General features: G+C 39.5%; 44 protein-coding genes. 2 read left to right on the forward strand and 42 right to left on the reverse strand.

What is annotated here, in order from left to right; genetic code table 11:
- Positions 1–133 precede the first annotated feature (133 nt).
- Complete coding sequence (locus tag AC3WTI_RS27450) at positions 134–352, reverse strand: hypothetical protein (protein ID WP_000900296.1); 219 nt, start codon at positions 350–352, stop codon at positions 134–136.
- Between the two features lie 159 nt (positions 353–511).
- Here AC3WTI_RS27450 and pdaB point away from each other — a divergent pair, with 159 nt between their 5' ends.
- The gene (pdaB, locus tag AC3WTI_RS27455) at positions 512–1,276 is read left to right on the forward strand and encodes a polysaccharide deacetylase family sporulation protein PdaB (protein WP_097842105.1); all 765 of its coding nucleotides are present in this window, start codon (positions 512–514) and stop codon (positions 1,274–1,276) included.
- A gap of 91 nt (positions 1,277–1,367) precedes the next feature.
- Here pdaB and kbaA read toward each other — a convergent pair whose 3' ends face one another.
- A complete protein-coding gene (gene kbaA, locus AC3WTI_RS27460) occupies positions 1,368–1,979 on the reverse strand; it encodes a KinB signaling pathway activation protein KbaA (RefSeq protein WP_492304478.1) in 612 nt (203 codons plus the stop codon).
- 139 nt (positions 1,980–2,118) lie between these two features.
- Here kbaA and gerD point away from each other — a divergent pair, with 139 nt between their 5' ends.
- Positions 2,119–2,736: a spore germination protein GerD gene (gerD, locus tag AC3WTI_RS27465; RefSeq protein ID WP_097842106.1), complete on the forward strand. Its 618-nt coding sequence runs from the start codon at positions 2,119–2,121 to the stop codon at positions 2,734–2,736.
- Positions 2,737–2,789: 53 nt separating this feature from the next.
- Here gerD and AC3WTI_RS27470 read toward each other — a convergent pair whose 3' ends face one another.
- The 40 genes from AC3WTI_RS27470 to tuf form a co-directional block, all read right to left on the reverse strand.
- A complete protein-coding gene (locus AC3WTI_RS27470; protein WP_087955359.1) occupies positions 2,790–3,857 on the reverse strand; it encodes an Mrp/NBP35 family ATP-binding protein in 1,068 nt (355 codons plus the stop codon).
- Positions 3,858–3,999: 142 nt separating this feature from the next.
- Positions 4,000–4,713, reverse strand: a complete 714-nt coding sequence (gene cwlD / locus AC3WTI_RS27475; RefSeq protein ID WP_087955358.1) for an N-acetylmuramoyl-L-alanine amidase CwlD — start codon at positions 4,711–4,713, stop codon at positions 4,000–4,002.
- 66 nt (positions 4,714–4,779) lie between these two features.
- The gene (locus tag AC3WTI_RS27480) at positions 4,780–5,208 is read right to left on the reverse strand and encodes a DUF2521 family protein (protein ID WP_048526371.1); all 429 of its coding nucleotides are present in this window, start codon (positions 5,206–5,208) and stop codon (positions 4,780–4,782) included.
- A 162-nt stretch (positions 5,209–5,370) separates the two neighbouring features.
- Entirely contained in the window at positions 5,371–5,763 is a 393-nt protein-coding gene (rpsI, locus tag AC3WTI_RS27485) for a 30S ribosomal protein S9 (RefSeq protein WP_098582993.1), read from the reverse strand.
- Positions 5,764–5,784: 21 nt separating this feature from the next.
- Positions 5,785–6,222 carry a 50S ribosomal protein L13 gene (rplM, locus tag AC3WTI_RS27490; protein WP_001260793.1) on the reverse strand — a complete coding sequence of 146 codons (438 nt, stop codon included), beginning with the start codon at positions 6,220–6,222 and terminating at the stop codon, positions 5,785–5,787.
- A 152-nt stretch (positions 6,223–6,374) separates the two neighbouring features.
- Positions 6,375–7,118 (reverse strand): tRNA pseudouridine(38-40) synthase TruA, encoded by a 744-nt coding sequence (truA, locus tag AC3WTI_RS27495; RefSeq protein ID WP_097842111.1) that lies wholly within the window; start codon positions 7,116–7,118, stop codon positions 6,375–6,377.
- A 14-nt stretch (positions 7,119–7,132) separates the two neighbouring features.
- A complete protein-coding gene (locus AC3WTI_RS27500; RefSeq protein WP_001186532.1) occupies positions 7,133–7,927 on the reverse strand; it encodes an energy-coupling factor transporter transmembrane component T family protein in 795 nt (264 codons plus the stop codon).
- Positions 7,915–8,796, reverse strand: coding sequence for an energy-coupling factor ABC transporter ATP-binding protein (locus AC3WTI_RS27505; protein WP_000406519.1), 882 nt, complete (start codon positions 8,794–8,796; stop codon positions 7,915–7,917). Before AC3WTI_RS27505 ends, AC3WTI_RS27500 begins: the two co-directional genes overlap by 13 nt.
- Positions 8,772–9,614, reverse strand: a complete 843-nt coding sequence (locus tag AC3WTI_RS27510; RefSeq protein ID WP_142305940.1) for an energy-coupling factor ABC transporter ATP-binding protein — start codon at positions 9,612–9,614, stop codon at positions 8,772–8,774. Before AC3WTI_RS27510 ends, AC3WTI_RS27505 begins: the two co-directional genes overlap by 25 nt.
- Before the next feature lie 103 nt (positions 9,615–9,717).
- Positions 9,718–10,080: a 50S ribosomal protein L17 gene (gene rplQ, locus AC3WTI_RS27515; RefSeq protein WP_000331490.1), complete on the reverse strand. Its 363-nt coding sequence runs from the start codon at positions 10,078–10,080 to the stop codon at positions 9,718–9,720.
- Between the two features lie 35 nt (positions 10,081–10,115).
- Positions 10,116–11,060 carry a DNA-directed RNA polymerase subunit alpha gene (locus tag AC3WTI_RS27520; protein WP_000569643.1) on the reverse strand — a complete coding sequence of 315 codons (945 nt, stop codon included), beginning with the start codon at positions 11,058–11,060 and terminating at the stop codon, positions 10,116–10,118.
- A 180-nt stretch (positions 11,061–11,240) separates the two neighbouring features.
- Complete coding sequence (gene rpsK, locus AC3WTI_RS27525) at positions 11,241–11,630, reverse strand: 30S ribosomal protein S11 (RefSeq protein WP_000101798.1); 390 nt, start codon at positions 11,628–11,630, stop codon at positions 11,241–11,243.
- A 24-nt stretch (positions 11,631–11,654) separates the two neighbouring features.
- A complete protein-coding gene (rpsM, locus tag AC3WTI_RS27530; protein WP_000090788.1) occupies positions 11,655–12,020 on the reverse strand; it encodes a 30S ribosomal protein S13 in 366 nt (121 codons plus the stop codon).
- A gap of 21 nt (positions 12,021–12,041) precedes the next feature.
- Complete coding sequence (gene rpmJ, locus AC3WTI_RS27535; protein ID WP_000868344.1) at positions 12,042–12,155, reverse strand: 50S ribosomal protein L36; 114 nt, start codon at positions 12,153–12,155, stop codon at positions 12,042–12,044.
- A gap of 35 nt (positions 12,156–12,190) precedes the next feature.
- Positions 12,191–12,409 (reverse strand): translation initiation factor IF-1, encoded by a 219-nt coding sequence (infA, locus tag AC3WTI_RS27540; RefSeq protein ID WP_001029884.1) that lies wholly within the window; start codon positions 12,407–12,409, stop codon positions 12,191–12,193.
- A gap of 68 nt (positions 12,410–12,477) precedes the next feature.
- A complete protein-coding gene (gene map, locus AC3WTI_RS27545; protein ID WP_000582539.1) occupies positions 12,478–13,224 on the reverse strand; it encodes a type I methionyl aminopeptidase in 747 nt (248 codons plus the stop codon).
- Positions 13,224–13,874 (reverse strand): adenylate kinase, encoded by a 651-nt coding sequence (locus AC3WTI_RS27550; protein ID WP_048526368.1) that lies wholly within the window; start codon positions 13,872–13,874, stop codon positions 13,224–13,226. Before AC3WTI_RS27550 ends, map begins: the two co-directional genes overlap by 1 nt.
- 56 nt (positions 13,875–13,930) lie before the next feature.
- On the reverse strand, positions 13,931–15,232 hold the full coding sequence (secY, locus tag AC3WTI_RS27555; protein WP_000490117.1) for a preprotein translocase subunit SecY: 1,302 nt from the start codon (positions 15,230–15,232) through the stop codon (positions 13,931–13,933).
- On the reverse strand, positions 15,232–15,672 hold the full coding sequence (gene rplO / locus AC3WTI_RS27560) for a 50S ribosomal protein L15 (protein WP_000766080.1): 441 nt from the start codon (positions 15,670–15,672) through the stop codon (positions 15,232–15,234). Before rplO ends, secY begins: the two co-directional genes overlap by 1 nt.
- 33 nt (positions 15,673–15,705) lie before the next feature.
- Positions 15,706–15,888 (reverse strand): 50S ribosomal protein L30, encoded by a 183-nt coding sequence (gene rpmD, locus AC3WTI_RS27565; RefSeq protein ID WP_001085234.1) that lies wholly within the window; start codon positions 15,886–15,888, stop codon positions 15,706–15,708.
- 13 nt (positions 15,889–15,901) lie between these two features.
- Positions 15,902–16,402, reverse strand: coding sequence for a 30S ribosomal protein S5 (gene rpsE / locus AC3WTI_RS27570; protein ID WP_000554646.1), 501 nt, complete (start codon positions 16,400–16,402; stop codon positions 15,902–15,904).
- Positions 16,403–16,423: 21 nt separating this feature from the next.
- On the reverse strand, positions 16,424–16,786 hold the full coding sequence (gene rplR / locus AC3WTI_RS27575; protein ID WP_000628818.1) for a 50S ribosomal protein L18: 363 nt from the start codon (positions 16,784–16,786) through the stop codon (positions 16,424–16,426).
- Positions 16,787–16,817: 31 nt separating this feature from the next.
- A complete protein-coding gene (rplF, locus tag AC3WTI_RS27580) occupies positions 16,818–17,357 on the reverse strand; it encodes a 50S ribosomal protein L6 (RefSeq protein WP_000086558.1) in 540 nt (179 codons plus the stop codon).
- A 32-nt stretch (positions 17,358–17,389) separates the two neighbouring features.
- Positions 17,390–17,788 (reverse strand): 30S ribosomal protein S8, encoded by a 399-nt coding sequence (gene rpsH, locus AC3WTI_RS27585; RefSeq protein ID WP_000245511.1) that lies wholly within the window; start codon positions 17,786–17,788, stop codon positions 17,390–17,392.
- 29 nt (positions 17,789–17,817) lie between these two features.
- The gene (gene rpsN / locus AC3WTI_RS27590) at positions 17,818–18,003 is read right to left on the reverse strand and encodes a 30S ribosomal protein S14 (RefSeq protein ID WP_001085700.1); all 186 of its coding nucleotides are present in this window, start codon (positions 18,001–18,003) and stop codon (positions 17,818–17,820) included.
- A 33-nt stretch (positions 18,004–18,036) separates the two neighbouring features.
- A complete protein-coding gene (gene rplE, locus AC3WTI_RS27595; protein ID WP_001080829.1) occupies positions 18,037–18,576 on the reverse strand; it encodes a 50S ribosomal protein L5 in 540 nt (179 codons plus the stop codon).
- A gap of 26 nt (positions 18,577–18,602) precedes the next feature.
- Entirely contained in the window at positions 18,603–18,914 is a 312-nt protein-coding gene (rplX, locus tag AC3WTI_RS27600; RefSeq protein ID WP_000558200.1) for a 50S ribosomal protein L24, read from the reverse strand.
- A 38-nt stretch (positions 18,915–18,952) separates the two neighbouring features.
- Entirely contained in the window at positions 18,953–19,321 is a 369-nt protein-coding gene (gene rplN / locus AC3WTI_RS27605) for a 50S ribosomal protein L14 (protein ID WP_000615912.1), read from the reverse strand.
- 43 nt (positions 19,322–19,364) lie between these two features.
- On the reverse strand, positions 19,365–19,628 hold the full coding sequence (gene rpsQ, locus AC3WTI_RS27610) for a 30S ribosomal protein S17 (protein WP_000004106.1): 264 nt from the start codon (positions 19,626–19,628) through the stop codon (positions 19,365–19,367).
- Positions 19,629–19,648: 20 nt separating this feature from the next.
- Complete coding sequence (gene rpmC / locus AC3WTI_RS27615) at positions 19,649–19,849, reverse strand: 50S ribosomal protein L29 (protein ID WP_000855718.1); 201 nt, start codon at positions 19,847–19,849, stop codon at positions 19,649–19,651.
- Positions 19,839–20,273 carry a 50S ribosomal protein L16 gene (gene rplP / locus AC3WTI_RS27620; RefSeq protein ID WP_000928969.1) on the reverse strand — a complete coding sequence of 145 codons (435 nt, stop codon included), beginning with the start codon at positions 20,271–20,273 and terminating at the stop codon, positions 19,839–19,841. Before rplP ends, rpmC begins: the two co-directional genes overlap by 11 nt.
- A 1-nt stretch (position 20,274) precedes the next feature.
- Positions 20,275–20,934 carry a 30S ribosomal protein S3 gene (gene rpsC / locus AC3WTI_RS27625; RefSeq protein WP_000529956.1) on the reverse strand — a complete coding sequence of 220 codons (660 nt, stop codon included), beginning with the start codon at positions 20,932–20,934 and terminating at the stop codon, positions 20,275–20,277.
- 3 nt (positions 20,935–20,937) lie between these two features.
- The gene (rplV, locus tag AC3WTI_RS27630; RefSeq protein WP_001148024.1) at positions 20,938–21,279 is read right to left on the reverse strand and encodes a 50S ribosomal protein L22; all 342 of its coding nucleotides are present in this window, start codon (positions 21,277–21,279) and stop codon (positions 20,938–20,940) included.
- 17 nt (positions 21,280–21,296) lie between these two features.
- Positions 21,297–21,575, reverse strand: coding sequence for a 30S ribosomal protein S19 (gene rpsS / locus AC3WTI_RS27635; RefSeq protein WP_000124454.1), 279 nt, complete (start codon positions 21,573–21,575; stop codon positions 21,297–21,299).
- 60 nt (positions 21,576–21,635) lie between these two features.
- Positions 21,636–22,466, reverse strand: a complete 831-nt coding sequence (gene rplB / locus AC3WTI_RS27640; RefSeq protein WP_000511582.1) for a 50S ribosomal protein L2 — start codon at positions 22,464–22,466, stop codon at positions 21,636–21,638.
- Positions 22,467–22,494: 28 nt separating this feature from the next.
- The gene (gene rplW / locus AC3WTI_RS27645; RefSeq protein WP_001205558.1) at positions 22,495–22,785 is read right to left on the reverse strand and encodes a 50S ribosomal protein L23; all 291 of its coding nucleotides are present in this window, start codon (positions 22,783–22,785) and stop codon (positions 22,495–22,497) included.
- Positions 22,785–23,408: a 50S ribosomal protein L4 gene (gene rplD, locus AC3WTI_RS27650; RefSeq protein WP_001127258.1), complete on the reverse strand. Its 624-nt coding sequence runs from the start codon at positions 23,406–23,408 to the stop codon at positions 22,785–22,787. Before rplD ends, rplW begins: the two co-directional genes overlap by 1 nt.
- Positions 23,409–23,433: 25 nt before the next feature.
- Positions 23,434–24,066 (reverse strand): 50S ribosomal protein L3, encoded by a 633-nt coding sequence (rplC, locus tag AC3WTI_RS27655; protein ID WP_048526367.1) that lies wholly within the window; start codon positions 24,064–24,066, stop codon positions 23,434–23,436.
- Between the two features lie 34 nt (positions 24,067–24,100).
- Positions 24,101–24,409: a 30S ribosomal protein S10 gene (gene rpsJ / locus AC3WTI_RS27660; RefSeq protein WP_001040596.1), complete on the reverse strand. Its 309-nt coding sequence runs from the start codon at positions 24,407–24,409 to the stop codon at positions 24,101–24,103.
- A 399-nt stretch (positions 24,410–24,808) separates the two neighbouring features.
- The gene (gene tuf / locus AC3WTI_RS27665) at positions 24,809–25,996 is read right to left on the reverse strand and encodes an elongation factor Tu (protein ID WP_001029614.1); all 1,188 of its coding nucleotides are present in this window, start codon (positions 25,994–25,996) and stop codon (positions 24,809–24,811) included.
- Positions 25,997–26,064: the final 68 nt, after the last annotated feature.

A 26,064-nucleotide genomic window follows, 5' to 3' on the forward strand; every position in this document is an offset into this window, starting at 1 on the left:
GACTTCCTTATGTTAACATCTTCATTTTTCAATGTCAACTAAGTTTTTCATTTTCTTTTTTGTCGTTTTCTGCGTTTGCGCATCAGCGACGGTTATTAATTTATCATATAATAACTACTAACGTCAACACTTTTTAATAAAAAGTTCTTTTTCTTACATAACGAATACATTCCTCTGCATTAGCGACTCTTCGAAACAAACAAAAGATGATTTTATATCTCTCTTCCATCGCTTTTTTTACAACGTCATGAATACGTTCATCTTCAAAATCAAATAAAAGTTCTTCTAACTCTCTCTTCAATATGTATTCCATTTCTTTTTTCTCTTCTTTCGTTAACATAAATCCAAGCAACTCATCACCTCAGTCATTTCTTACAGAGCAATAAACGTTCCACTCATTTTATTCTATCATCCATTATATCCACTACTTACGATATTAATCCCTTGTTCTCTTTTTTATATTTACAGCATATATGTAACTGAAAAGGATTGGACAAAGGGGCGTAATATTATGTTTTTCTTTTTTATTACGAGTAAAAGAAACTTTAAACACATTAGCTTAATAGTGATACTTTCCTTATTTACAGCATGGCTACTCTTTTTGAAAACATATTCACACGAATCTGCTTTTTCAACTGCTACCGGACCTAAAGTCATTTACAAAGGCGACACCTCCAGAAAACAAGTTGCATTTACGTTTGATATTAGTTGGGGAGACAAAAAAGCAATTCCAATCCTTGATACACTTAAAGAAAGAGATATTAAGAATGCAACTTTCTTCCTTTCTGCTGCATGGGCAGAAAGACACCCTGATGTTGTTGAGCGCATCATAAAAGATGGACATGAAATCGGTAGTATGGGGTACAATTACACGTCCTACACTTCTCTAGAGACAAATGAAATACGAAGAGATCTTTTGCGAGCACAAGATGTGTTTACAAAACTCGGTGTGAAACAAATCAAACTATTACGTCCACCTAGTGGAGACTTTAACAAAGCAACACTTAAAATAGCAGAATCACTCGGATACACTGTCGTCCATTGGAGTAATAACTCAAACGACTGGAAAAACCCTGGCGTAAACAATATCGTTTCCACCGTCTCTAATAATTTAAAAGGTGGAGATATAGTCCTATTACATGCATCCGATTCTGCCCTTCAAACAAATAAAGCTTTACCACTGCTTCTGCAAAAATTAAAGAGTGACGGCTATGAACAAATATCCGTATCACAACTTATTTCCAACACAAGTACGAAAAGTGAAGATGTACAATAATTTTTCACACATAAAAAGCTCTACTACCTTTCCTTTAGGTAATAGAGCTTTTTTTCATTCATAGAACCCTCCTGCGTAAAAACTCTCTCAATTAGACCGACTTGCTCGTCTTTCCAATTAAACGATGTAATATGAGTAACTGATATGCATTACATAATAAAAGTGGTATCACCATTAAATATAACCAATCTGTATCATTAATCCGAAGAGCTGGTACCCACTCAAGAATTGTTACAACAACCATAAAGAACAAAGCGGGCACGAATGCCATTTTGTTCGTTTCTTTACTTTTTATATAAGCAACAATGGCCCCAAACACAAATAATACACCTGCAACAAGTATGTTATTTCCTAATGAAACTTCCCCATTTGCAATCAATACAGATCTTAAATACACGAAATCAAATAAAACGAACGCAATAAAGAAGAGCTGCACTGTATTCCATAAAGAAGGTGACCTGAACATCCCTAGCCCAAAACGATGGATTGTTAAATAGGCAAAGAACCCCATTTGACTAATAACACTAAAAATGAATCCTACGCCCATCAACCAGAAGGAAACTGCTAAAATCTCCTTTCCGTCGAAATTTTGAAAAAATTTAGCGTACTTGTCCCACTCTAAAACAAACCCAATAATGACCGTACTAATCCCACCAAGAAACAACGTCGTAAAAAACAGTCGTACCCACTTGCGGCTATTCACAACACATCCCCCATTATCCTTATATTTCTAATCAAATTGTATCAATGACAATTTCAAAAAGCTAGCCATGTTCATGTATAAATTCCTTAAAGATATTTATATTAAAAAGAGAGAACTGTGCTGAAAGGAGTTCCAACTTATGAAACGGATGCTGCTCGTTTTGACTTCTGCTTTTCTATTTTTTGTACTTGTAGCATGTGCACAAGAAAAAGAGGCAAAGTCCGAACTTGATTATGATCAAACGAAGAAAATGATTGTTGATATTTTAAAAACTGATCAAGGTAAGAAAGCCATTCAAGATGTGTTAACTGATGAAAAAATGAAACAAGCACTCATACTAGATGAAACAGTAGTAAAGAAAACGATTGAAGATGCAATGGTATCCGACAAAGGGCAACAATTCTGGGAAAAGCTCTTTAAAGACCCTGAGTTCTCATCGAAATTCGCTAAAAGTATGGGAAAAGAACAAACAACCTTAATGAAAACATTACTAAAAGACCCTGAATACCAAGCAGGCGTTATAGAAATTATGAAAAACCCTGAAGTAGAAAAAATGATGCTACAAACGATGAAGAGCAAAGAATACCGCCAATATTTACAACAAGTACTAACAGAAACTGCCGAAAGCCCACTCTTCCAAGCTAAGATGATAGATATTATTAGTAAAGGTGTACAAAAGGCTGAAAAAAGTGGTTCTGATAAAAAAGAAGCAGGCGGTGAAGGTGGTTCTCAAGACGGTAAAAAGGAACAGCAGTAATTATAGTTATAATAATGAGTGGACAATATATGTATCGTCCACTCATTATTATTTTATTTTTGCGCAACAGCTGTTTTATCAATTACTGTCTCAGCTATCGTGCGATAAATAAGACCTGTCGTATGTGTATCCTCGTATACTGACGGCGCAAAATCTTCTTTATTCCAATCAGGTTGTTGAAGCGGGATTCGGCCAAGTACTTCTGTTTGAAGTTCTGTAGCTAATTTATCTCCTCCCCCTCTTCCGAACACATATTCTTTTTCACCAGTTGTTTTACTTTCAAAATACGCCATATTTTCAACAACGCCAAGAATACTATGTTCTGTACGTAAAGCCATAGCTCCAGCACGCGCTGCTACAAATGCCGCTGTTGGATGTGGCGTTGTGACAATAATCTCTTTACAAGCTGGCAACATCGAATGTAAGTCTAACGCAACATCACCTGTACCCGGTGGTAAATCTAAAACTAAATAATCCAAATCTCCCCACTCTACTTCTGTAAAGAAATGATTTAACATTTTCCCAAGCATAGGTCCTCTCCAAATAACCGGTGCATTATCCTCTACAAAGAACCCCATTGAGATTACCTTTACACCTAGACGTTCCACTGGGATGATTCTATCTCCTCTTACAACAGGACGTTTTTCTATCCCCATCATATCCGGTACACTAAACCCATAAATATCGGCATCAATGATACCAACCTTTTTCCCTAGACGAGCTAAAGCAATAGCAAGGTTAACAGACACTGTTGATTTTCCGACTCCACCTTTTCCACTCGCCACCGCTAAAAATGTCGTTTTTGAATTTGGTGACAATAAAGATTCCGTTTGCTCTTCTTCCTGTTCCGGTGCAAACTGAGCTAATTCTTCTTCTGTAAATTCTGCAAAGCGGAGCCCTACTGTTGCTGCTCCTAGTTCTTTTACTAACTTTACAATTCCAGATTGCAATTGCATTTGTTCCGCTGTACCAGTTTTTACGATTGCAATTTTAACACTTACATGTTCCTTCTCAGGCTTAACTGTTACCTCTTTAATTGCCCCTGTTTCTTTTAACGTTTTATGTAAAAACGGATCTACAATCCCTTCTAACGCTTCCACTACTTGCTCTTTCGTTACCATAATTAGCCCAGCCCCCTGTATGAAAAATAACGTAATGTTAATTTAATGTCTCTTTTTACTCTCAAAATAAATGCGTTTACATTTCCAGTATAACATATTTTCGGAAAACTTCGTTAACGAGAGAACTGCAAAAAAATCCTCCTTATTCTGGAGGATTTCCTTTTTCGGTGAAATAACGTAATATACCACGATATACTGCAGCCGCTACCTTTTGCTGATATTTCTCCGAATTTAACATATATCTTTCATTTACATTCGATAAAAAACCAGCTTCAATTAAAGCGCCTGGTGTTTTCGCATACTTTAATAAATACACATGAGAAATTGTTTTAGCAGAACGATTCGTATTCTCTAAACTCGTTCTCAATTCAGCTTGTATAAATTTCGCAGCACGTTCATTTTCAATCGAAGAGCGGTAATAGAACGTTTGTGCGCCTTTTGATCCACTACTAGTTAAAGCGTTTAAATGAATACTCGCAAAAAAGTCTACATCAGGTTTATTAATAATCTCTACACGCTTTTTTAAATCCTCTGCTTTACGTCTACTATATGATTTTGTACCTTTCTGAGCTAAATCATAATCTCCATCTCTCGTTAAAATTACTAACGCACCTTGCTCTTGTAAATAATCTTGCACCTTCTTTGTAATCTCAAGCGTAATATCCTTTTCTACAATATCCTTTCCACCAACTGCTCCTCCGTCTGGTCCACCATGCCCAGCATCTAATACGATTACTTTCCCTGATAAGGGTAAATTCCAAGCTCGCCACGATTTTGTAATTTGAAACTCTTGTTTGACTAAAAAAAACAAAACAACCGCAGCGAGTGCAAAAGAGATAATTCGAATTCTCTTCATACCTTTCCTCCTCCAGCTAGTCCCTCTAATTACTTATATGGGACAAGAGGAAAGTTTATGCTTGTCTTAATGAAGCTTTAATCGATATCTTCTTTCACCTTTTTCATATCCTTCCTGCCACCATAAGCCGATAAACTGCTGGCAAGATTCAAAAAGCAATTCCTCATCTTGTAACTTAATTTCACGCATAGTCATGCTCGCTAAAAATTGAAATAGTGTTTCCGTTAATTGTTGCTCTTCTTCTAAGGCTCTATATTTCACATCAAAGAACGATTCACCATAATAACCAAATTTACTATATCTCGCTCCTAATAAATACGATTCTATTCCTAATTCAATACAGTAATCTTCATACTGCCGATGAAGTTCCTGCATCTGAAAGGCATCTCTAATATTTGAACGTAATGTTTTTAATGATAATTCCCGCAGCATCTTCCGTTCATATTTCAACTGCTTTTCTTTTTGTTTTTCTTGTAAGCTGACAATGACATTCATAGTACTTATAAACCTCCCTAATACGTATTAGTCTAAACTTCTAAAGAAGAAGCATACGCGAGAGGATAGCACTAAAATATTCCAAACTACAAAAATTCCAAATGAGGAATGAAACATAAAAAAACCCCAACCAAGATGGTTGGGGTTTGTAGTTCGCAAAAATTAACGTTTTGAGAACTGAGGTGCACGACGTGCGCCTTTAAGACCGTATTTTTTACGCTCTTTCATACGTGCGTCACGAGTTAATAGACCTGCACGTTTTAGTGTTAGACGGTAGTCTGGATCAGCTTTTAATAAAGCGCGAGAAATACCGTGACGAATAGCACCAGCTTGACCAGTGTATCCACCACCATTTACGTTTACAAGTACATCGTAGTTACCTAAAGTTTCTGTTGCAACTAGAGGTTGTTTCACTACTTCACGTAATGCAGCAAATGGGATATAGTTTTCAAAATCACGACCGTTAATGATAACGCGTCCTTCGCCTGGAACTAGGCGTACGCGCGCTACTGAACTCTTACGACGTCCAGTGCCATAGTATTGAACCTGTGCCAAAGTAAGCCCTCCTTTAATTAATTATCCGCGAAGTTCGTAAACTTCTGGTTTTTGTGCTTGGTGTGGATGCTCTGCTCCAGCATACACGTTTAGTTTCTTAGAAACTTGACGGCCTAAGCGTCCTTTTGGAAGCATGCCTTTAATTGCAAGCTCTAACATTTGTACAGGGTAGTTTGTACGCATTTCTAGAGCTGTTCTTTGTTTAAGTCCACCTGGGTGGTTAGTGTGACGGTAGTAAATTTTATCGTTTAATTTATTACCTGTTAAATGAATTTTCTCAGCGTTAATAATAATTACATGATCACCCGTGTCAACGTGTGGTGTAAATGTAGGTTTGTTTTTACCGCGTAAAATGGATGCTACTTCACTAGCAAGGCGACCTAAAGTTTGACCTTCAGCATCAACCACATACCATTTACGCTCAACTTCGTTAGCTTTTGCCATAAAAGTCGTACGCATGTGTTTCCCTCCTCGTTATCTTTTCCATAGAAAAAATCTATTGTTTATCTTAAACACGATTTCCTTCCGGGGCTAATCGTGGTTTTAGAAACAATACCATATGTTATGATATACTTTTGAGTTTCTAATGTCAAGCAAATGTTACACCAGGATTAGTTGTTATAGTTTACCTGCCATAAGTAAAGCCCATGACCAGGAGCCATCTTTCCAGCAAACTGACGATTTTGTTTCTCTAGAATCTCTGGAATGCTATCTGGATCAAGCTTTCCTTGCCCTACGCTCAGTAACGTACCAACAATAATTCTGACCATATTATATAAAAATCCATTACCTACAAAACGAAAAATTAATTCATCATCTTGCTCAATTAGCTCAATTTCATAAATTGTTCTCACTTTATCTTTTTTGTCAGTTTTTGCCGAACAAAAAGAAGTGAAATCATGCGTTCCAATAAAATAAGGGATCGCTTTTCTTATAGAGTTTATTTCGAGCGGATATGGATATTGATATACGTAATTTCTACGGAATACGTCCGCAGTCTTTGATAATAACACACGATAACGATATTCTTTTCTCTCAACACCGTAACGCGCATGAAATTCTTCTGTTTTTTTCTCTACCTGTCTGATAACAATATCATCTGGCAACATTGTGTTTAATGCATTACCCCATTGCCACTCTTCAAGAGACAACGGTGTATCAAAGTGTATCACTTGTCCTTTAGCATGAACGGTAGAATCCGTTCTGCCCGATGCCTGAACACGAACAAGTTCTCCTTTATGCAATTTCTGCAAAGCTTTTTCAATCTCTTGTTGAACAGTACGATGCTGCGGTTGAATTTGATAACCACAAAAATGCATGCCATCATATGCAACCGTACATTTTATTCTATCCATTTCTCTATTCTCCATTACGATCGCACCCATGCCAAAATACAAGCTAAACAAAGTAAGCTTATAATCGTTACTGTATCACTTGTTTTCCAGCGTAGTTGCCTAAATTTAGTACGTCCTTCGCCACTTTGATATCCACGAGCCTCCATAGCAATTGCTAAGTCCTCAGCACGCTTAAAAGCACTGATAAATAGAGGAACGAGTAGGGAGATAATAGCTTTCATCCTATCTTTTATCGGTCCTCCTGCGAAATCAATACCACGTGACGATTGTGCCTTCATTATTTTACTCGTTTCATCCATTAATGTTGGAATAAAACGAAGAGAAATTGACATCATTAATGCGATTTCATGAACAGGAACTTTTATACGCTTCAACGGCTTTAATAACGTCTCCAAACCATCTGTAATCTCAATAGGTGTCGTCGTTAACGTTAATAATGTCGTCATTAAAATAATAACGAAGAATCGTATAGAAATGTATATCCCTTGCTCTAATCCTTTTTCATGTATCGAAAACCAACCAAGCTGGAATAGTACTTCCCCTTCTTTATTTGTAAAAATATGCAGGAAAAATGTAAAAAGAAAAATCCATAGAATTGGTTTTAAGCCCGAAAGTACATAACGAATCGGCACTTTTGCAAAAAATAAAGCAATGAGTGCATATAAAAATAAAAATCCATATGAAATCGCATTATTTGCTAAGAAAACAACAAATACATATAAAAAGACAATCAGCAGCTTCGTACGTGGATCAAGTTGATGAATAAGAGAATTCCCTGGAATATACCTTCCAATAATCAACTGCTGCATGATTCATGACCACCTTTTCGTAACACCTGCACAACTTCATGAGTAAGATCCTCTAAAGATAAGGTAGCCTTTGGGATTGAAATGCCAAACTTCTCTTCAATTGCACGTTTATACTTTAAAGACATAGGAAGATCCACGCCAATTTTCTCTAGTTCATCAGCATGTGAAAATACTTCCTCTGCACTTCCTTGCAAAAAGACCGTTCCTTTATGCATGACTACAATCTGCTCCGCATACTTAGCAGCATCCTCCATATTATGCGTTACAAGGATAACCGTAAGACCTTTCTCCTTATGCAGCTTATAAAACATCTCCATAAGTTCATTCTGCCCTTTTGGATCTAGTCCTGCTGTAGGTTCATCTAATACAAGCACTTCGGGTTCCATCGCCAATACGCCCGCTATTGCAACACGCCTCATTTGCCCACCACTTAACTCAAACGGTGAACGTGTTAACAGTTCTGGTTCTAACCCTACAAGTTCAATTGCCTCTCTTGCCTTTTGCTTCGCTTCTTCTACAGATACCCCAAAATTAGTAGGGCCGAAACAAATATCTTTCTCCACAGTCTCTTCAAACAACTGATGTTCTGGGAATTGAAAGACAACCCCTACCTTTTTACGTAGCGGCTTTAGCTTTTTTTCTTTCTTTCCTGCCGAAATGAAATGTTCACCAATTTGAACTGTGCCATTTGTCGGCTGCAATAAACCATTTAAATGTTGAATCATCGTCGACTTACCTGAACCAGTATGACCGATAATGGCATAATAGCCTCCACTTGGAAACGACACGTCTACATCATAAAGTGCGCGTCTTTCAAATGGAGTTTTATATTGATAACGATGTTCTACTTTTTGGAATGTAATCTCCAAAGTTCGTTCACCAAGCTTTCCATTGTAAGATGCGTATTTTGCAAGAGAATTTCATTTCTTTTTAATAATTCTGCTATTTTCACTGAAAATGGTACATCTAATCCAATTTCTTGGAGCATATGAGAGGATTTGAAAATTTGTTCTGGAGTTCCTTCCTCTAATATCTCTCCCTTATTTAAAATAATGACACGGTCTGATTGTGCCGCTTCTTCTAAGTCGTGCGTAATTGATAACACGGTAATACCTTTTTGATTAACAAGTTGTCTAACGGTTTCTACTACTTCACGTCTCCCTTGAGGGTCTAGCATTGACGTTGCTTCATCTAATATCAAAATAGATGGCTGAAGTGCTAAAACGCCTGCTATTGCCACTCGCTGCTTTTGCCCACCAGATAATGAATGAGGTTCATCATTAAGAAAATCTTCCATACGGACAAGTTTGAGAGCCTGATCTAATCTTTCTACCATCTGCTCTCTTGGCATTCCGATATTCTCTAAGCCAAAAACAACGTCGTCTAGCACTGTAGTTCCAACAAATTGATTATCTGGATTTTGAAATACCATTCCAATTTGTTTTCGAACATCCCATACCGTTTCCTCTGATAAAACCATTGTATCATTTACTGTAATAGTCCCTGCTTTCGGCAAAAACAAACCATTCAATAATTTTGCAAGTGTAGACTTCCCTGAACCGTTTTGTCCAATAATAGATACCCATTCTCCCTCATATAAGGAAAATGAAACATCTTTTAATGCATAAGTGGCTGCCCCAGGATATTGAAATGATATATTTTCTGTCCGAAGTTTCTCTTTTTTCAATACAAGGCACCCTTTCCTTCGACAAGTTAGCCTATTTTTATATTTAAAAAAAAGGGCCATGACCAGTTTCTTGAAAAGAACTGTCCTGCCCTTTTAATTATCATTATACTAACTCGATAATTACCATTGGTGCTGCGTCTCCGCGACGTGGACCAATTTTTGCAATACGAGTGTATCCGCCTTGGCGCTCAGCATAGCGTGGAGCTACATCAGCGAATAATTTTTGAAGTGCATCTTGACCAGTCTCAGCGTTAGCTACTTCATTGCGAATGAAAGCTGCTGCTTGACGACGAGCATGAAGATCTCCGCGTTTACCTAAAGTGATCATTTTTTCCACTACAGAACGAAGTTCTTTTGCACGAGTTTCTGTCGTTTGGATGCGCTCGTTGATAATTAAATCAGTAGCTAAGTCACGTAACATAGCTTTACGTTGCGCACTTGTACGGCCTAATTTTCTGTATGCCATTCGTAGTTCCCTCCTTTGTTGATGGGTTTAAATCCTCAGTCGTCTTTACGTAAACCTAAACCTAATTCCTCAAGTTTATGTTTAACTTCTTCTAAGGATTTACGTCCTAAGTTACGAACTTTCATCATATCTTCTTCTGTTTTGTTCGCAAGCTCTTGTACAGTATTAATTCCTGCACGTTTAAGGCAATTATAAGAACGAACAGAAAGATCTAGTTCCTCGATAGTCATCTCAAGAACTTTCTCTTTTTGATCTTCTTCCTTCTCAACCATAATCTCAGCATTTTGTGCTTCATCAGTTAAACCAACAAAGATATTTAAATGCTCAGTTAAGATTTTGGCACCTAAAGAGATAGCTTCTTTTGGCCCGATGCTTCCATCCGTCCATACATCAAGCGTAAGCTTATCATAATTAGCCACTTGTCCGACACGTGTCTTTTCCACTTGGTAAGTCACACGTGATACTGGAGTATAAATAGAATCAATAGGAATTACTCCTATTGGTTGATCTTCGCTTTTATTTGCATCAGCTGGCGTATACCCACGGCCACGCTTTGCAGTTAAACGCACGCGGAAATGCGCATCTTTTGCTAACGTTGCAATGTGTAAATCTGGATTTAAGATTTCTACATCACTATCGTGAGTAATATCAGCAGCTGTGACAATACCTTCGCCCTGCACATCAATTTCCAACGTCTTCTCTTCTTCAGAGTAGATTTTAAGAGCTAACTTTTTCAAGTTTAAGATGATCGTTGTAACGTCTTCTACTACGCCCTCAACTGTTGAAAATTCATGTAATACGCCATCGATTTGGATAGCAGTAACAGCGGCACCAGGGAGTGAAGATAAAAGAATACGACGTAAGGAGTTACCCAACGTAGTACCATATCCACGCTCAAGCGGTTCAATTACGAATTTACCATATTTAGCATCTTCGTTAAGTTCAACCGTTTCGATTTTCGGCTTTTCGATTTCAATCATTAACTAAACCCTCCTTCAAAACGTCGAAACCCCGGTTAAACAAAGGTACAACCCCTGTCTAACCGAAAGTCCCCCTTAGGCAGTTCCCGATTGTGCACAACAAGCGATGTTTCTGTACGAAATTTCTCGATAATGCATCATATCCATTATAGACAAAAGGGAAAATTCTATACAGAAAAATTACACACGACGACGTTTTGGTGGACGACATCCATTATGAGGAACTGGAGTAACATCTCTAATTGCTGTTACTTCTAGACCTGCAGCTTGAAGAGCACGAATTGCAGCTTCACGACCAGCACCAGGACCTTTAACAGTAACCTCTAAAGTTTTTAAACCGTGTTCCATTGCAGCTTTAGCAGCAGTTTCAGCAGCCATTTGCGCAGCGAATGGAGTAGATTTACGAGATCCACGGAAACCAAGTGCACCAGCACTAGACCAAGAAAGTGCGTTACCGTGAGTATCTGTAAGAGTTACGATTGTGTTGTTGAAAGTAGAACGAATATGAGCTATACCAGCTTCGATATTCTTTTTCACACGTTTTTTACGAGTGTTTGTTTTACGTGCCATTGTTAGTTCAACCTCCTTTACTTATTATTTCTTTTTATTTGCTACTGTACGACGTGGACCTTTACGTGTACGAGCATTGTTTTTAGAATTTTGACCACGAACTGGTAAGCCACGACGGTGACGAAGACCACGGTAAGAACCGATCTCCATTAGACGCTTAATGTTAAGAGATACTTCACGACGAAGGTCTCCCTCAACTTTAATACGATCGATGATATCACGGATACGTCCTAATTCGTCTTCCGTTAAATCACGAACTCGTGTTTCTTCAGAAATACCTGCTTCAGCAAGAATTTTTTCAGCAGTTGTGCGACCAATGCCGAATACGTAAGTTAAAGAAATAACAACGCGTTTGTCTCGAGGAATATCTACACCTGCGATACGTGCCATTACGAATGCACCTCCTTCTGATTAACCTTGTTTTTGTTTATGTTTAGGGTTTTCACAAATAACCATTACTTTTCCACGTCTACGAATAACTTTACATTTTTCGCAGATTGGTTTAACTGACGGTCTTACTTTCATGTCTCGAACCTCCTTAAAGATTACGGAGTGCTATATTATTTAAAACGGTACGTAATACGACCACGATTTAAATCGTACGGAGATAATTCTACCGTAACTTTGTCTCCTGGTAAAATACGAATGAAGTTCATACGGATTTTACCAGAAACGTGAGCCAATACGACATGCCCATTCTCTAATTCTACTTTGAACATAGCATTTGGCAACGTTTCAAGAACGGTACCTTCGACTTCAATTACATCATCTTTAGCCATTCAATAGTTCTCCCTTCTTCAAATCAGTAACATTTTACACTGCTCTGAAATCCCGGAGAGCCAGCTACTTATAAAGTGGTAAGGATTTCGTATCCTGCTTCTGTAAGAGCAATCGTGTGCTCAAAATGGGCACACCATTTACCATCTACCGTTACCACTGTCCAGTCATCAGATAGTGTTTTTACATATCGTCTTCCTTGATTCACCATCGGCTCAACACAGATGACCATTCCCGGCTTTAATCTAGGGCCTCTATTTGGTGGACCATAGTGCGGGATTTGAGGGTCCTCATGTAAGTCTTGCCCGATTCCGTGACCAACATACTCCCTAACGATCGAGAATCCATTCTCTTCAGCATGGGTTTGAACCGCATGTGAGATATTTGATAATCTCTCGCCTGGTTTTACTTGTTCTAGACCAAGATACAACGATTTTTCTGTGACATCAAGTAGCTTTTGAACAGATTCAGAAATGTTTCCAACTGGATACGTCCATGCAGAATCGCCATGGTACCCATTGTATTTCGCACCAATATCGATACTGATGATATCGCCCTCTTTGAGCTTGCGCTTCCCTGGAATTCCGTGTACAAGCTCTTCATTTACAGAAGCACATATGCTCCCCGGAAATCCGTTGTATCCTTTAAAAGATGGCGTAGCACCATATTTTTGAATCGTCTTTTCCGCTATTTGATCGAGCTCTTTCGTTGTAATTCCTGGAGTAATGTGCTGTTTCAACTCTTGATGAGTTAAAGCAACGATCCTGCCAGCTTCTCGCATGATTTCTATCTCGCGAGGAGTTTTGCAGATTATCATTACGCTAAGCCTCCGATGAGAACATCGATATCAGCAAATACTTTATTGATATCTTGCTCACCATTAATGCTTTGTAGGTAACCAAGCTCCTCGTAGAAATCAAGCAAAGGTTTTGTTTGCTTAATATTTACATCTAAACGATTTGCTACAGTTTCTTCATTGTCATCAGAGCGTTGATATAATTCGCCACCACATTTATCGCACACGTCAGCTTTTGCTGGCGCATTGAATTCTAAGTGGTAAGTCGCACCGCACTCTTTACAAATGCGACGGCCTGTAAGGCGTTTTAATAACAACCCTGAATCCACATTAATGTTTAAAACATAGTCGATTTTTTTGCCAAGATCTTTCATAATCTCTTCAAGAGCTGATGCTTGTGCAACAGTTCGTGGGAAACCGTCTAGTAAGAAGCCTTTTGCGCAGTCTTCTTGACTTAAACGTTCACGAACGATTCCGATTGTAACTTCATCTGGAACAAGTGCACCTTTATCAATAAAAGATTTTGCTTGTAAACCCATTTCAGTTTCAGCCTTCATAGCTGCACGGAACATATCTCCTGTTGAGATGTGAGGGATGTTATACTTGGCAACAATCTGTTCGGCTTGTGTACCTTTACCAGCACCAGGAAGCCCCATTAAAATTAAGTTCATCCTTGTTCCCCCTCAGAGTACATGAGCATGTAGGGAAGACAATACTTCCCACTTACTCACTGCTTGATAAACCCTTTGTAATGGCGTTTTACCAGTTGGCTTTCTAGCTGCTTCATTGTTTCTAAAGCAACGCCGACAACGATTAACATACTCGTTCCACCGATCTGTGCAGATGGAGGAAGATTTCCCAGCTTCGTAAAGATAACTGGTAAGATTGCAATCGCTGCTAGGAAAATTGATCCTACAAAGGTCAAACGATACAAGATTTTTGTTAGATATTGTTCCGTATTCTTACCCGGACGAATACCTGGAACATATCCACCTTGTTTGTTTAGATTCTCTGACATTTGCTCCGGATTAACCTGAACAAACGCATAGAAATATGTGAAGGCTACAATGAGCGCAACATATATGATCATTCCCACTGGGTGAGAATAGTTAAAGTTTGCAATAATCCACTGCGATACATCATGTTTCGGGAAGAACTGTGCAATAGTCGGAGGCGTAATTAAGAATGAAACAGCAAAAATTACTGGAATAACACCAGCACTATTTACCTTAAGGGGTAAATGCGTGTTTTGTGCTCCAGCATAACCACCATTTCCTCCTGTTACACGCTTCGCATATTGAATTGGGATCTTTCTAACAGCCTGTTGAATGAAAATAACACCCACAATAACTGCTAGCACAGCTAGTAAGATCAATGCAACTTTAACGATACTCATGAACAATTGATCTCCGATATTTTGAAACTGTTGCTGATACACTTGAGATATAACACTTGGGATCGCTGCGGCAATACCACCAAAGATAAGGATGGAAATACCATTACCTACACCTTTAGCTGTAATCTGTTCACCTAACCACATTAAAAATGCAGTACCAGCAGTCAGTACCGTAGCAATGTATAAATAAGTGCTCCAACCTGGATTCAAAATTAATTGCCCACCTACCATACCGTTAAAACCGATTGACATACCAAACCCCTGAATAAACGCAAGAACAATTGTAAAATAACGCGTGAATTGCGTTAGTTTACGACGGCCCATTTCACCTTGCTTCGACCATTCCGAAAATTTAGGAACAACATCCATCTGCAATAATTGCACGATGATGGATGCTGTAATATACGGCATGATTCCCATCGCAAAGATGGAGAAGTTTTTCAAGGCTCCACCGCCAAATGTATTTAGAATACCTAAAGCATTTAATTGATCTTGTGCTTTCAGTACGTCTCCATTTGTAAATGGCACGGGGATAAACGTGCCAATCCTGAATACGATTAACATCGCTAAAGTGAATAATATTTTACGTCTTATCTCAGCAACGCGCATAAAGTTGGAGATTGTACGAAACATTAGATCACCTCAACTGATCCGCCAGCTGCTTCAATTGCTTCTTTAGCACTTGAAGAGAACTTGTGCGCTTTAACAGTTAGTTTTTTCTCTACTGCGCCGCTTGCAAGAATTTTAACACCGTCGTTTAATTTGCTGATAACGCCAGTTTCCAGCAATAATTCAGGTGTTACTTCTGTACCATCTTCAAAACGATTTAACGTTGATAAGTTTACAATAGCAAACTCTTTACGGTTAATGTTTGTGAAGCCGCGTTTTGGTAAACGACGGAATAATGGAGTTTGACCACCTTCGAAGCCAAGACGAACACCGCCGCCAGAACGTGCGTTTTGTCCTTTATGACCTTTACCAGCAGTTTTACCGTTACCAGAACCGATACCACGACCGACACGGTTACGTACTTTACGAGAACCTTCTGCAGGTTTTAATTCATGAAGTTTCATTCCCAGGCACCTCCTTATATTAATGAGTTATCCTTAAGCTTCTTTTACAGTTACAAGGTGAGAAACTTTGTTGATCATACCAAGAATAGCAGGAGTTTCTTCCTTAACTACAGTTGAATTCAACTTTTTAAGACCTAAAGCTTCTACCGTCGCACGTTGATCTTGTGGACGACCAATTACACTACGAGTGAGGGTAATTTCTAACTTTTTCGCCATTTGTTTTCCCTCCTTAACCTAGTAGCTCTTCTACAGATTTACCGCGTAATTTTGCAACATCTTCAGCGCGCTTAAGTTCGCTTAATCCGTTCACAGTAGCGCGAATCATGTTGATTGGTGTGTTAGAACCAAGAGATTTCGAAAGAATATCTTGTACACCAGCTAATTCAAGGACCGCACGAACAGGTCCACCAGCAATAACACCAGTACCCTCAGCAGCAGGCTTTAAGAATACTTCACCAGCGCCAAAATGACCGTTGATTGTGTGTGGAATTGTTGTACCAACTAATGGTACAGCGATTAAGTTTTTCTTAGCGTCTTCGATAGCTTTGCGGATTGCGTCTGGTACCTCTTGTGCTTTACCAGTACCGAATCCAACATGACCGTTTTTATCGCCAACTACAACTAGTGCAGCAAAGCGGAAACGACGACCACCCTTAACAACTTTCGCGACACGATTTATCGTAACTACACGTTCTTCAAGTTCTAATTTACTTGGGTCAATGCGATGCATCAATTTTCCCTCCTTTGACCATTAAAATTGTAATCCAGCCTCACGAGCAGCTTCAGCTAGAGCTTTAACACGGCCATGGTATAAGTAACCACCGCGATCGAATACTACTTCTTTAACGCCTTTCTCTACAGCACGCTTAGCAACTGATTCTCCAACTTTCGTAGCAGCTTCAGTATTGCTAGTACCGTTAAGAGCAAGGTCTTTATCAAGAGTAGATGCACTTACTAACGTTACACCATTCACATCATCAATAACTTGAGCGTAAATATGTTGGTTAGAACGGAACACGTTTAAACGTGGACGCTCTGCAGTACCAGTAAGTTTAGCACGTACACGTGCATGTCTTTTCTTACGAGTCGCATTTTTATCAGCTTTAGTGATCATTCTTGTCACTCCTTTCTCTCACCTAACGGGTTTACTTAGCAGTTTTACCTTCTTTACGACGAACAACTTCGCCTTCGTAACGAATACCTTTACCTTTGTAAGGCTCAGGAGCACGTACAGCGCGGATGTTAGCAGCGAATTCGCCAACACGTTGCTTGTCGATACCTTTGATTACGATCTTTGTCGGTGCAGGTACTTCAACTTCAAGACCTGCTTCCGGAGTCATTTCTACTGGATGAGAATAACCTACGCTTAATACAAGTTTATCACCTTGTTTTTGGGCACGGTAACCAACACCGACTAATTCAAGTCCGCGTGCGAAACCTTCAGTTACACCTTCAACCATGTTTCCGATTAAAGCACGAGTTGTACCGTGTAATGCACGGTGTTCCTTCTGTTCAGATGGACGCTCAACTGTTAATGTATTCTCTTCAATTTTGATAAGCATATCAGCATTGAAAGTACGAGTTAATTCACCTTTAGGGCCTTTTACTGTTACAGTATTGTCTTCTGCAACTGTAATAGTAACACCTGCAGGGATTTCAAGAATCTTTTTACCAATACGAGACATGTGGTCACACCTCCGTTCGTTTTAAATATATATTACCAAACGTATGCTACTACTTCTCCACCAGTTTGTAATTGACGAGCGTCTTTGTCTGTCATTACTCCCTTAGATGTAGAAACAAGAGCGATACCTAATCCGTTAAGTACACGTGGTACTTCGTCAGCTTTAGCGTAAACGCGTAAGCCAGGCTTACTGATACGTTTTAATCCAGTGATTACACGTTCATTGTTTGCACCATATTTCAGGAAAATACGAAGGATACCTTGTTTGTTATCCTCGATGTATTCTACATCACGAATGAAACCTTCACGTTTTAAAAGTTCAGCGATCTCTTTTTTGATTTTAGAAGCAGGAACCTCTAATTTCTCATGACGTACCATGTTCGCATTACGGATGCGAGTAAGCATGTCTGCAATTGGATCTGTCATCACCATGTGTTTTACCTCCTTCCCATTTGTGGGTTTTACCAACTAGCTTTTTTAACACCAGGAATTTGACCTTTATATGCAAGTTCACGGAAACAAATACGGCAAAGTTTAAATTTGCGGTATACAGAATGCGGACGACCGCAGCGTTCGCAACGTGTATACTCTTGTACTTTAAACTTAGGAGTACGCTTTTGTTTCGCTATCATAGATTTTTTAGCCACGTTTTCGCCTCCTCTACTTAGCGTTGGCTTCCATTATTTTTGGAATGGCATACCGAATTGTGTTAACAGTTCACGAGCTTCTTCATCAGTTTTCGCTGTAGTAACGATTACGATGTCCATACCGCGGACTTTGCTTACTTTATCATAATCAATCTCAGGGAAAATAAGTTGCTCTTTAACACCTAATGTGTAGTTTCCACGACCATCGAATGATTTCTTAGAAACACCACGGAAATCACGTACACGTGGTAAAGAAACTGATACTAATTTGTCGAAGAACTCATACATTTGCTCGCCGCGTAAAGTTACTTTCGCACCGATTGGCATACCTTCACGAAGACGGAAACCAGCGATTGATTTTTTAGCACGAGTTACAACAGGTTTTTGACCTGCGATTTGTGTTAATTCTTCTACTGCATTGTCTAAAGCTTTTGAGTTAGATACCGCGTCACCAACACCAGTGTTGATTACGATCTTTTCGATTTTCGGTACTTCCATCACAGATTTATAGTTAAACTTGCTCACTAGAGCAGGAGTAATTTCCTTTTGGAACTTCTCTTTAAGGCGATTCAATGAAGTGACCTCCTTTCTTAAGAAAATTATTTATCTAATAATTCACCAGATTTTTTTGCAATACGAACTTTTTTACCATCTTCTACTTTGAAGCCTACGCGAGTAGGTTCACCTGTTTTCGGATCTAAAATCATAACGTTAGAAACGTGAATAGGTGCTTCTTTAGTAATAATTCCACCTTGTGGATTTAATTGAGATGGCTTAGAGTGCTTCTTAACGATATTGACACCCTCAACGATAACACGGTTTTGCTTTGGGAAAGCCACAAGGATAACGCCTTGTTTTCCTTTGTCTTTACCAGTGATTACCTGTACTTTATCACCTTTTTTTACATGCATCTTAATTCTGCACCTCCTTAGCAAGGCAATACCTTAAATTATAGAACTTCTGGAGCTAAAGAAACGATCTTCATGAAGTTGCTATCACGTAATTCACGAGCTACTGGTCCGAAGATACGAGTACCACGTGGGCTCTTATCGTCTTTAATGATAACCGCTGCGTTTTCATCAAATTTGATGTAAGAACCGTCCGGACGACGAGCTCCGCTCTTCGTACGTACTACTACTGCTTTAACAACGTCACCTTTTTTAACAACGCCACCTGGTGTTGCTTGTTTTACCGTAGCAACGATAATGTCACCAATGTTAGCATATTTACGACCAGAGCCGCCTAATACTTTAATTGTTAAAAGTTCACGTGCACCAGAGTTGTCAGCAACTTTCAAACGAGATTCTTGTTGGATCATGTTATGAAACCTCCCTTCGGACTAAAAATTCCGATTCGTCTATTTAGATAATAACCGCTTCTTCAACGATTTCAACTAAACGGAAACGCTTAGTAGCAGAAAGCGGGCGAGTTTCCATGATTTTAACGATATCGCCAAGTTTCGCTTGGTTTTGCTCATCATGGGCTTTGTACTTCTTAGAATACTTAACACGTTTTCCGTACAAGGAATGAGTTTTGTAAGTTTCAACTAAAACTGTAATCGTTTTGTCCATTTTGTCAGACACAACACGACCAGTATAAACTTTGCGTTGGTTACGTTCGCTCACTATGCAAACCTCCCCTCAATTTATCGATTAATTCCGATCTCTCTTTCACGAACTACAGTTTTCATACGAGCAATTGCTTTACGCACTTCACGAATGCGAGTTGGATTCTCTAATTGTCCTGTAGCAAGTTGGAAGCGAAGATTAAACAACTCTTCCTTTAAAGCTTTAACTTTTGTTTCGATTTCGGCAGTGGTTAATTCACGAATATCATTAGTTTTCATTAGATTCACCACCATTTTCTTCACGTTTTACGAATTTACATTTCACAGGTAACTTGTGAGCTGCAAGACGTAATGCTTCGCGTGCTACCTCTTCAGATACACCCGCGATTTCGAACATAATTTTCCCAGGTTTTACTACTGCTACCCAGCCTTCTGGTGCCCCTTTACCGGAACCCATACGTACTTCTAGAGGTTTTGCAGTGTAAGGCTTAGAAGGGAAAATTTTAATCCATACTTTACCGCCACGTTTCATGTAACGAGTCATTGCACGACGAGCAGCTTCGATTTGACGGTTTGTAATCCATGAAGCAGCTTGTGCTTGTAAACCGAATTCACCGAAAGCAATTTCAGTTCCACCTTTTGCACGACCACGCATTTTACCACGATGCTCTCTACGATATTTTACGCGTTTTGGCATTAACATATTATTTTCCTCCTTCCTCAGAAGCTTTCTTTTTTGTAGGAAGGACTTCTCCACGGTAGATCCATACTTTTACGCCTAATTTACCGTATGTTGTATCAGCTTCAACTGCTGCATAGTCAATATCAGCGCGAAGTGTATGAAGTGGAACAGTTCCTTCACTGTAAGATTCTGCACGAGCGATATCAGCTCCGCCAAGACGACCAGAAACCTGTGTTTTAATACCTTTAGCACCTGCACGCATAGCACGTTGAATAACTTGCTTTTGTGCACGACGGAATGATACACGGTTTTCTAATTGACGAGCGATGTTTTCGCCTACTAATTTAGCGTTAAGATCAGCTCTCTTAACTTCTAAAATGTTGATGTGTACACGCTTGCCTGTTAATTGGTTAAGAGCTTTACGAAGTGCTTCAACTTCAGTACCACCTTTACCAATTACCATACCAGGTTTTGCAGTGTGAATTGTAACATTTACACGATTTGCTGCACGTTCGATTTCTACTTTAGCAACAGCAGAATCTTTTAAGCGTACATTAATGTACTCACGGATTTTGATGTCTTCATGTAATAATGTAGCATAATCTTTCTCTGCGAACCAACGAGATTCCCAGTCACGGATAACGCCGACACGAAGACCAATTGGATTAACCTTTTGACCCATCGATTATCCCTCCTTCTTTTCTGATACCACAACTGTGATGTGGCTTGTGCGTTTGTTAATTTGGCTTGCACGACCCATTGCACGTGGACGGAAACGTTTTAACGTTGGACCTTCGTCAACGAAAACTTTCTCAACAACTAGGTTGTTAATGTCCATCTCATAATTATGCTCTGCATTTGCGATTGCAGATTTTAAAACTTTTTCTACAACTGGAGAAGCAGTTTTTGGTGTGTGGTTAAGGATAGCAATCGCTTCACCCACTTGCTTACCTCGGATTAAGTCTACTACTAAACGAACTTTACGAGGAGCAATACGAACTGTTCTCGCTACTGCTTTAGCTTGCATTGAAGTGCCTCCTCTCATTATCTTCTAGTTTTCTTATCGTCAGCAAGGTGACCTTTATACGTACGAGTTGGTGCGAATTCACCTAACTTATGGCCAACCATATCCTCAGTGATGTACACAGGTACGTGTTTACGACCATCATATACAGCGATTGTGTGTCCGATGAACTGAGGGAAGATTGTTGAACGGCGAGACCAAGTTTTAACAACTTGTTTTTGCTCAGATGCAACTAATTTTTCCATTTTGCTCATTAAGTGATCATCGACAAATGGTCCTTTTTTTAAGCTACGAGCCATTTTGGTGCCTCCCTTCGTGATTGGCGTACGGTTCTAGAAATGAACCGTACTACAATCCCATTATTTTTTACGACGACGAACGATGAATTTGTCAGACGCTTTGTTTTTCTTACGAGTCTTGAATCCAAGAGTTGGTTTACCCCATGGAGACATTGGAGACTTACGTCCGATTGGAGAACGTCCTTCACCACCACCGTGTGGGTGATCAACCGGGTTCATTACAGAACCACGAACTGTTGGGCGTTTACCTAACCAGCGAGAGCGACCTGCTTTACCGATTTTGATAAGTTCGTGTTGTTCGTTACCTACTTGACCGATTGAAGCGCGACAAGCAGATAATACAAGACGTACTTCACCAGAAGTTAAACGTACAAGTACGTATTTACCTTCTTTACCAAGTACTTGAGCAGATGTACCAGCAGAACGAACTAATTGTCCGCCACGACCAGGCTTAAGCTCAATGTTATGAACAACAGTACCTACTGGAATGTTGATTAATGGTAATGCGTTACCGATTTTAATGTCAGCTTCTGGGCCAGACATAACTTCCATACCTACTTCTAAGTTCTTAGGAGCAAGAATGTAACGTTTTTCACCGTCAACGTAGTTAATTAATGCGATATTCGCAGAGCGGTTTGGATCGTATTCGATCGTAGCAACGCGTCCTGGAATTCCATCTTTGTTACGCTTAAAGTCGATGATACGGTATTGACGCTTATGTCCGCCACCTTGATGACGTACAGTAATTTTACCTTGGTTATTACGACCAGCCTTCTTGCTTAAAGGAGCAAGTAATGACTTTTCGGGTCTGTCAGTCGTGATTTCAGCGAAATCATTCGTAGTCATATTACGACGACCGTTAGTAGTTGGATTATACTTTTTGATTCCCATCTCAATTTCCCTCCTTCTTTAGTAAGAATTAAACGCCTTGGAAGATTTCGATTTCTTTGCTGTCAGCAGTTAGCTTAACGATTGCTTTACGACGACGGCTAGTAAAACCAGCGTGACGACCAACGCGTTTTGCTTTCGGCTTGTAGTTCATGATGTTCACTTTTTCTACTTTAACACCAAAGATCGCTTCAAGAGCATCTTTAACTTCTGTTTTATTAGATTTAACGTCCACATCGAACGTGTATTTTTTTTCAGCCATCATTTCCATAGAACGTTCAGTGATAACTGGGCGCTTAATGATATCACGAGGATCTCTCATTATGCAAGCACCTCCTCTACTTTTTCCACTGCCGCTTTTGTCATGATTAGCTTATCATGATGAAGCACGTCTAAAACGTTTACGCCATCAGCAGTGATTACTGTTACTCCAGGGATATTGCGAGCAGATAACTCTACAGATTCGTTTGCATCAGCAGTTACGATAAGAGCTTTCTTCTCAACAGTTAATCCTTTAAGTACTGCTAGCATGTCTTTTGTTTTTGGTGCATTTAACACTAGGTCTTCAAGAACTACAATGTTGTTCTCAACTACTTTAGTAGCTAATGCAGATTTGATTGCTAAACGACGAACTTTCTTAGGAAGTTTGTACGCATAGCTTCTTGGTGTAGGTCCGAATACCGTACCACCACCACGCCATTGAGGAGAGCGGATAGACCCTTGACGAGCACGTCCAGTTCCTTTTTGACGCCATGGTTTACGACCACCACCGCGAACTTCAGAGCGAGTTTTTACTTTGTGTGTACCTTGACGTAAAGATGCACGTTGCATCATTACAGCTTCGAAAAGTACAGCTTCATTTGGTTCGATACCGAAAATAGCTTCAGCTAATTCGATTTCACCAACCTGTGAACCAGTTTGGTTATATACAGTAACTTTTGGCATTGGAATTCCTCCTTCCTATTGTGAATTATTTGCTAACCTTCACAGCGCCTTGAACAACTACAAGAGATTTCTTAGCACCTGGAACGTTACCTTTTACTAATAATAAGTTGCGCTCAGTGTCAACTTGAACGATTTCTAAGTTTTGGATAGTAACTTGGTCTCCACCCATACGTCCAGCAAGTTTTTTGCCTTTGAATACACGGTTCGGAGCAACTGGGCCCATTGAACCTGGACGACGGTGATAACGAGAACCATGAGACATAGGTCCGCGAGATTGTCCGTGGCGTTTGATAACACCTTGGAAACCTTTACCTTTAGAAATTCCTGTTACATCAACGATTTCACCTGCAGCGAATACGTCAACTTTTAGCTCTTGACCAACCTCTAATCCGTCCACGTCTGCATCGCGGATTTCGCGAATGAAGCGCTTAGGAGTTGTAGATGCTTTAGCAGTGTGGCCTTGTTCAGGTTTGTTAGTTAACTTTTCACGTTTATCTTCAAATCCTAACTGGATTGCATTGTAGCCATCAGTTTCAGTTGTTTTCTTTTGAAGAACAACGTTTGGATTAGCAGCGATAACTGTTACTGGGATTAACTCACCGTTCTCAGCAAATACTTGAGTCATACCGATCTTTCTTCCTAAGATTCCTTTGGTCATGAGTTACACCTCCTACATTTTTAAGTTATATAAATTATAGTTTGATTTCGATATCTACACCAGATGGTAAGTCTAAACGCATTAATGAATCTACTGTTTGTGGAGTAGGACTCACGATGTCGATTAGACGTTTGTGCGTGCGCATTTCGAATTGCTCACGAGAATCTTTGTACTTATGAACAGCACGAAGAATTGTGTAAACAGTTTTCTCAGTTGGTAATGGGATCGGACCGGAAACTGTTGCCCCAGAACGCTTAGCTGTTTCTACAATTTTCTCAGCTGACTGATCAAGAATACGGTGATCGTAAGCTTTTAAACGGATACGAATTTTTTCTTTTGCCATTATTTTCCCTCCTTCGTTCGCCTATTTCTAAAATAGACCTTCTCCATGGAAATTTCCCCACACCATGCCATGGCAAAGCGGCCGGGTGTGTCAGCAACCTTCCACTTCATCGCAGTCAAAGACCAACATTGTTTATTATACAATGTTATTCGTCTAGATGCAAGCATCTTTTTGTTTGCATCTGCTTTTCTCTACTTTTGCTATTATACATGGCACTTTAAAGAATTTCAAGTTTTCATCTCACAGAATTCATTTTACAGTTTCTGGGTTATATTTTATTGATTTTATATTACTATAGAAGAAACTCGTCAAAACATAAAAACATCATTTCATTCATTATATAAACACAAACAAAAACCCCAAGGGAAGATCCCTCGGGGTTTTTTATATCAGTTAAGATTACTCAACGATAGTAGCAACTACACCGTAACCTACTGTACGTCCACCTTCACGAATAGAGAATTTAGTTCCCTCTTCGATAGCGATTGGAGCGATAAGTTCGATAGTCATTTCGATGTTGTCACCAGGCATTACCATTTCAGTACCTTCTGGTAATTGGATGATACCAGTTACGTCAGTTGTACGGAAGTAGAACTGAGGACGGTAGTTAGCGAAGAATGGAGTGTGACGTCCGCCTTCTTCTTTAGATAATACGAAAACTTCAGCTTTGAATTTAGCGTGAGCTTTTACAGAACCGCTTTTTGCAAGTACTTGTCCACGTTGGATGTCTTCACGAGCAACCCCACGAAGTAAAGCACCGATGTTGTCTCCAGCTTGAGCTTGGTCAAGAAGTTTACGGAACATCTCTACACCAGTTACAGTTGTAGAAGCATTTTCTTCAGCAAGACCGATGATTTCTACTACGTCACCAACTTTAACGATACCGCGCTCAACACGACCAGTAGCAACTGTACCACGACCTGTGATAGAGAATACATCCTCTACAGGCATTAAGAATGGTTTGTCAGTTTCACGTTCTGGAGTTGGGATGTAAGCATCAACTTCAGCCATTAATTCAATGATTTTTGCTTCCCAATCAGCTTCTCCTTGAAGAGCTTTAAGAGCAGAACCTTTGATTACAGGAATGTCGTCGCCTGGGAATCCGTATTCAGATAATAGGTCGCGAACTTCCATTTCTACTAATTCTAATAATTCTTCGTCGTCTACCATGTCGCATTTGTTTAAGAATACAACGATGTAAGGAACACCTACTTGACGAGAAAGAAGGATGTGCTCACGTGTTTGAGGCATTGGGCCATCAGCAGCAGATACTACTAAGATACCGCCGTCCATTTGAGCAGCACCAGTGATCATGTTTTTAACATAGTCAGCGTGACCTGGGCAGTCAACGTGTGCATAGTGACGAGTTTCAGTTTCGTACTCAACGTGTGCAGTTGAGATTGTGATACCGCGCTCTCTTTCTTCTGGAGCAGCATCGATTTGATCGTATCCGCGTGCTTCAGCACCACCAGCTTTTGCAAGAACTGTAGTGATCGCAGCAGTTAATGTAGTTTTACCATGGTCAACGTGGCCGATTGTACCGATGTTAACATGGGGTTTAGAACGTTCGAATTTAGCTTTAGCCATTCTAAATTCCTCCTTAGTTTATATAGGTTATTTTATATTTAGGCTAGAAAGTGAAACTTGCGTCCCAC

Source organism: Bacillus sp. EB106-02-03-XG38 (assembly GCF_058792175.1).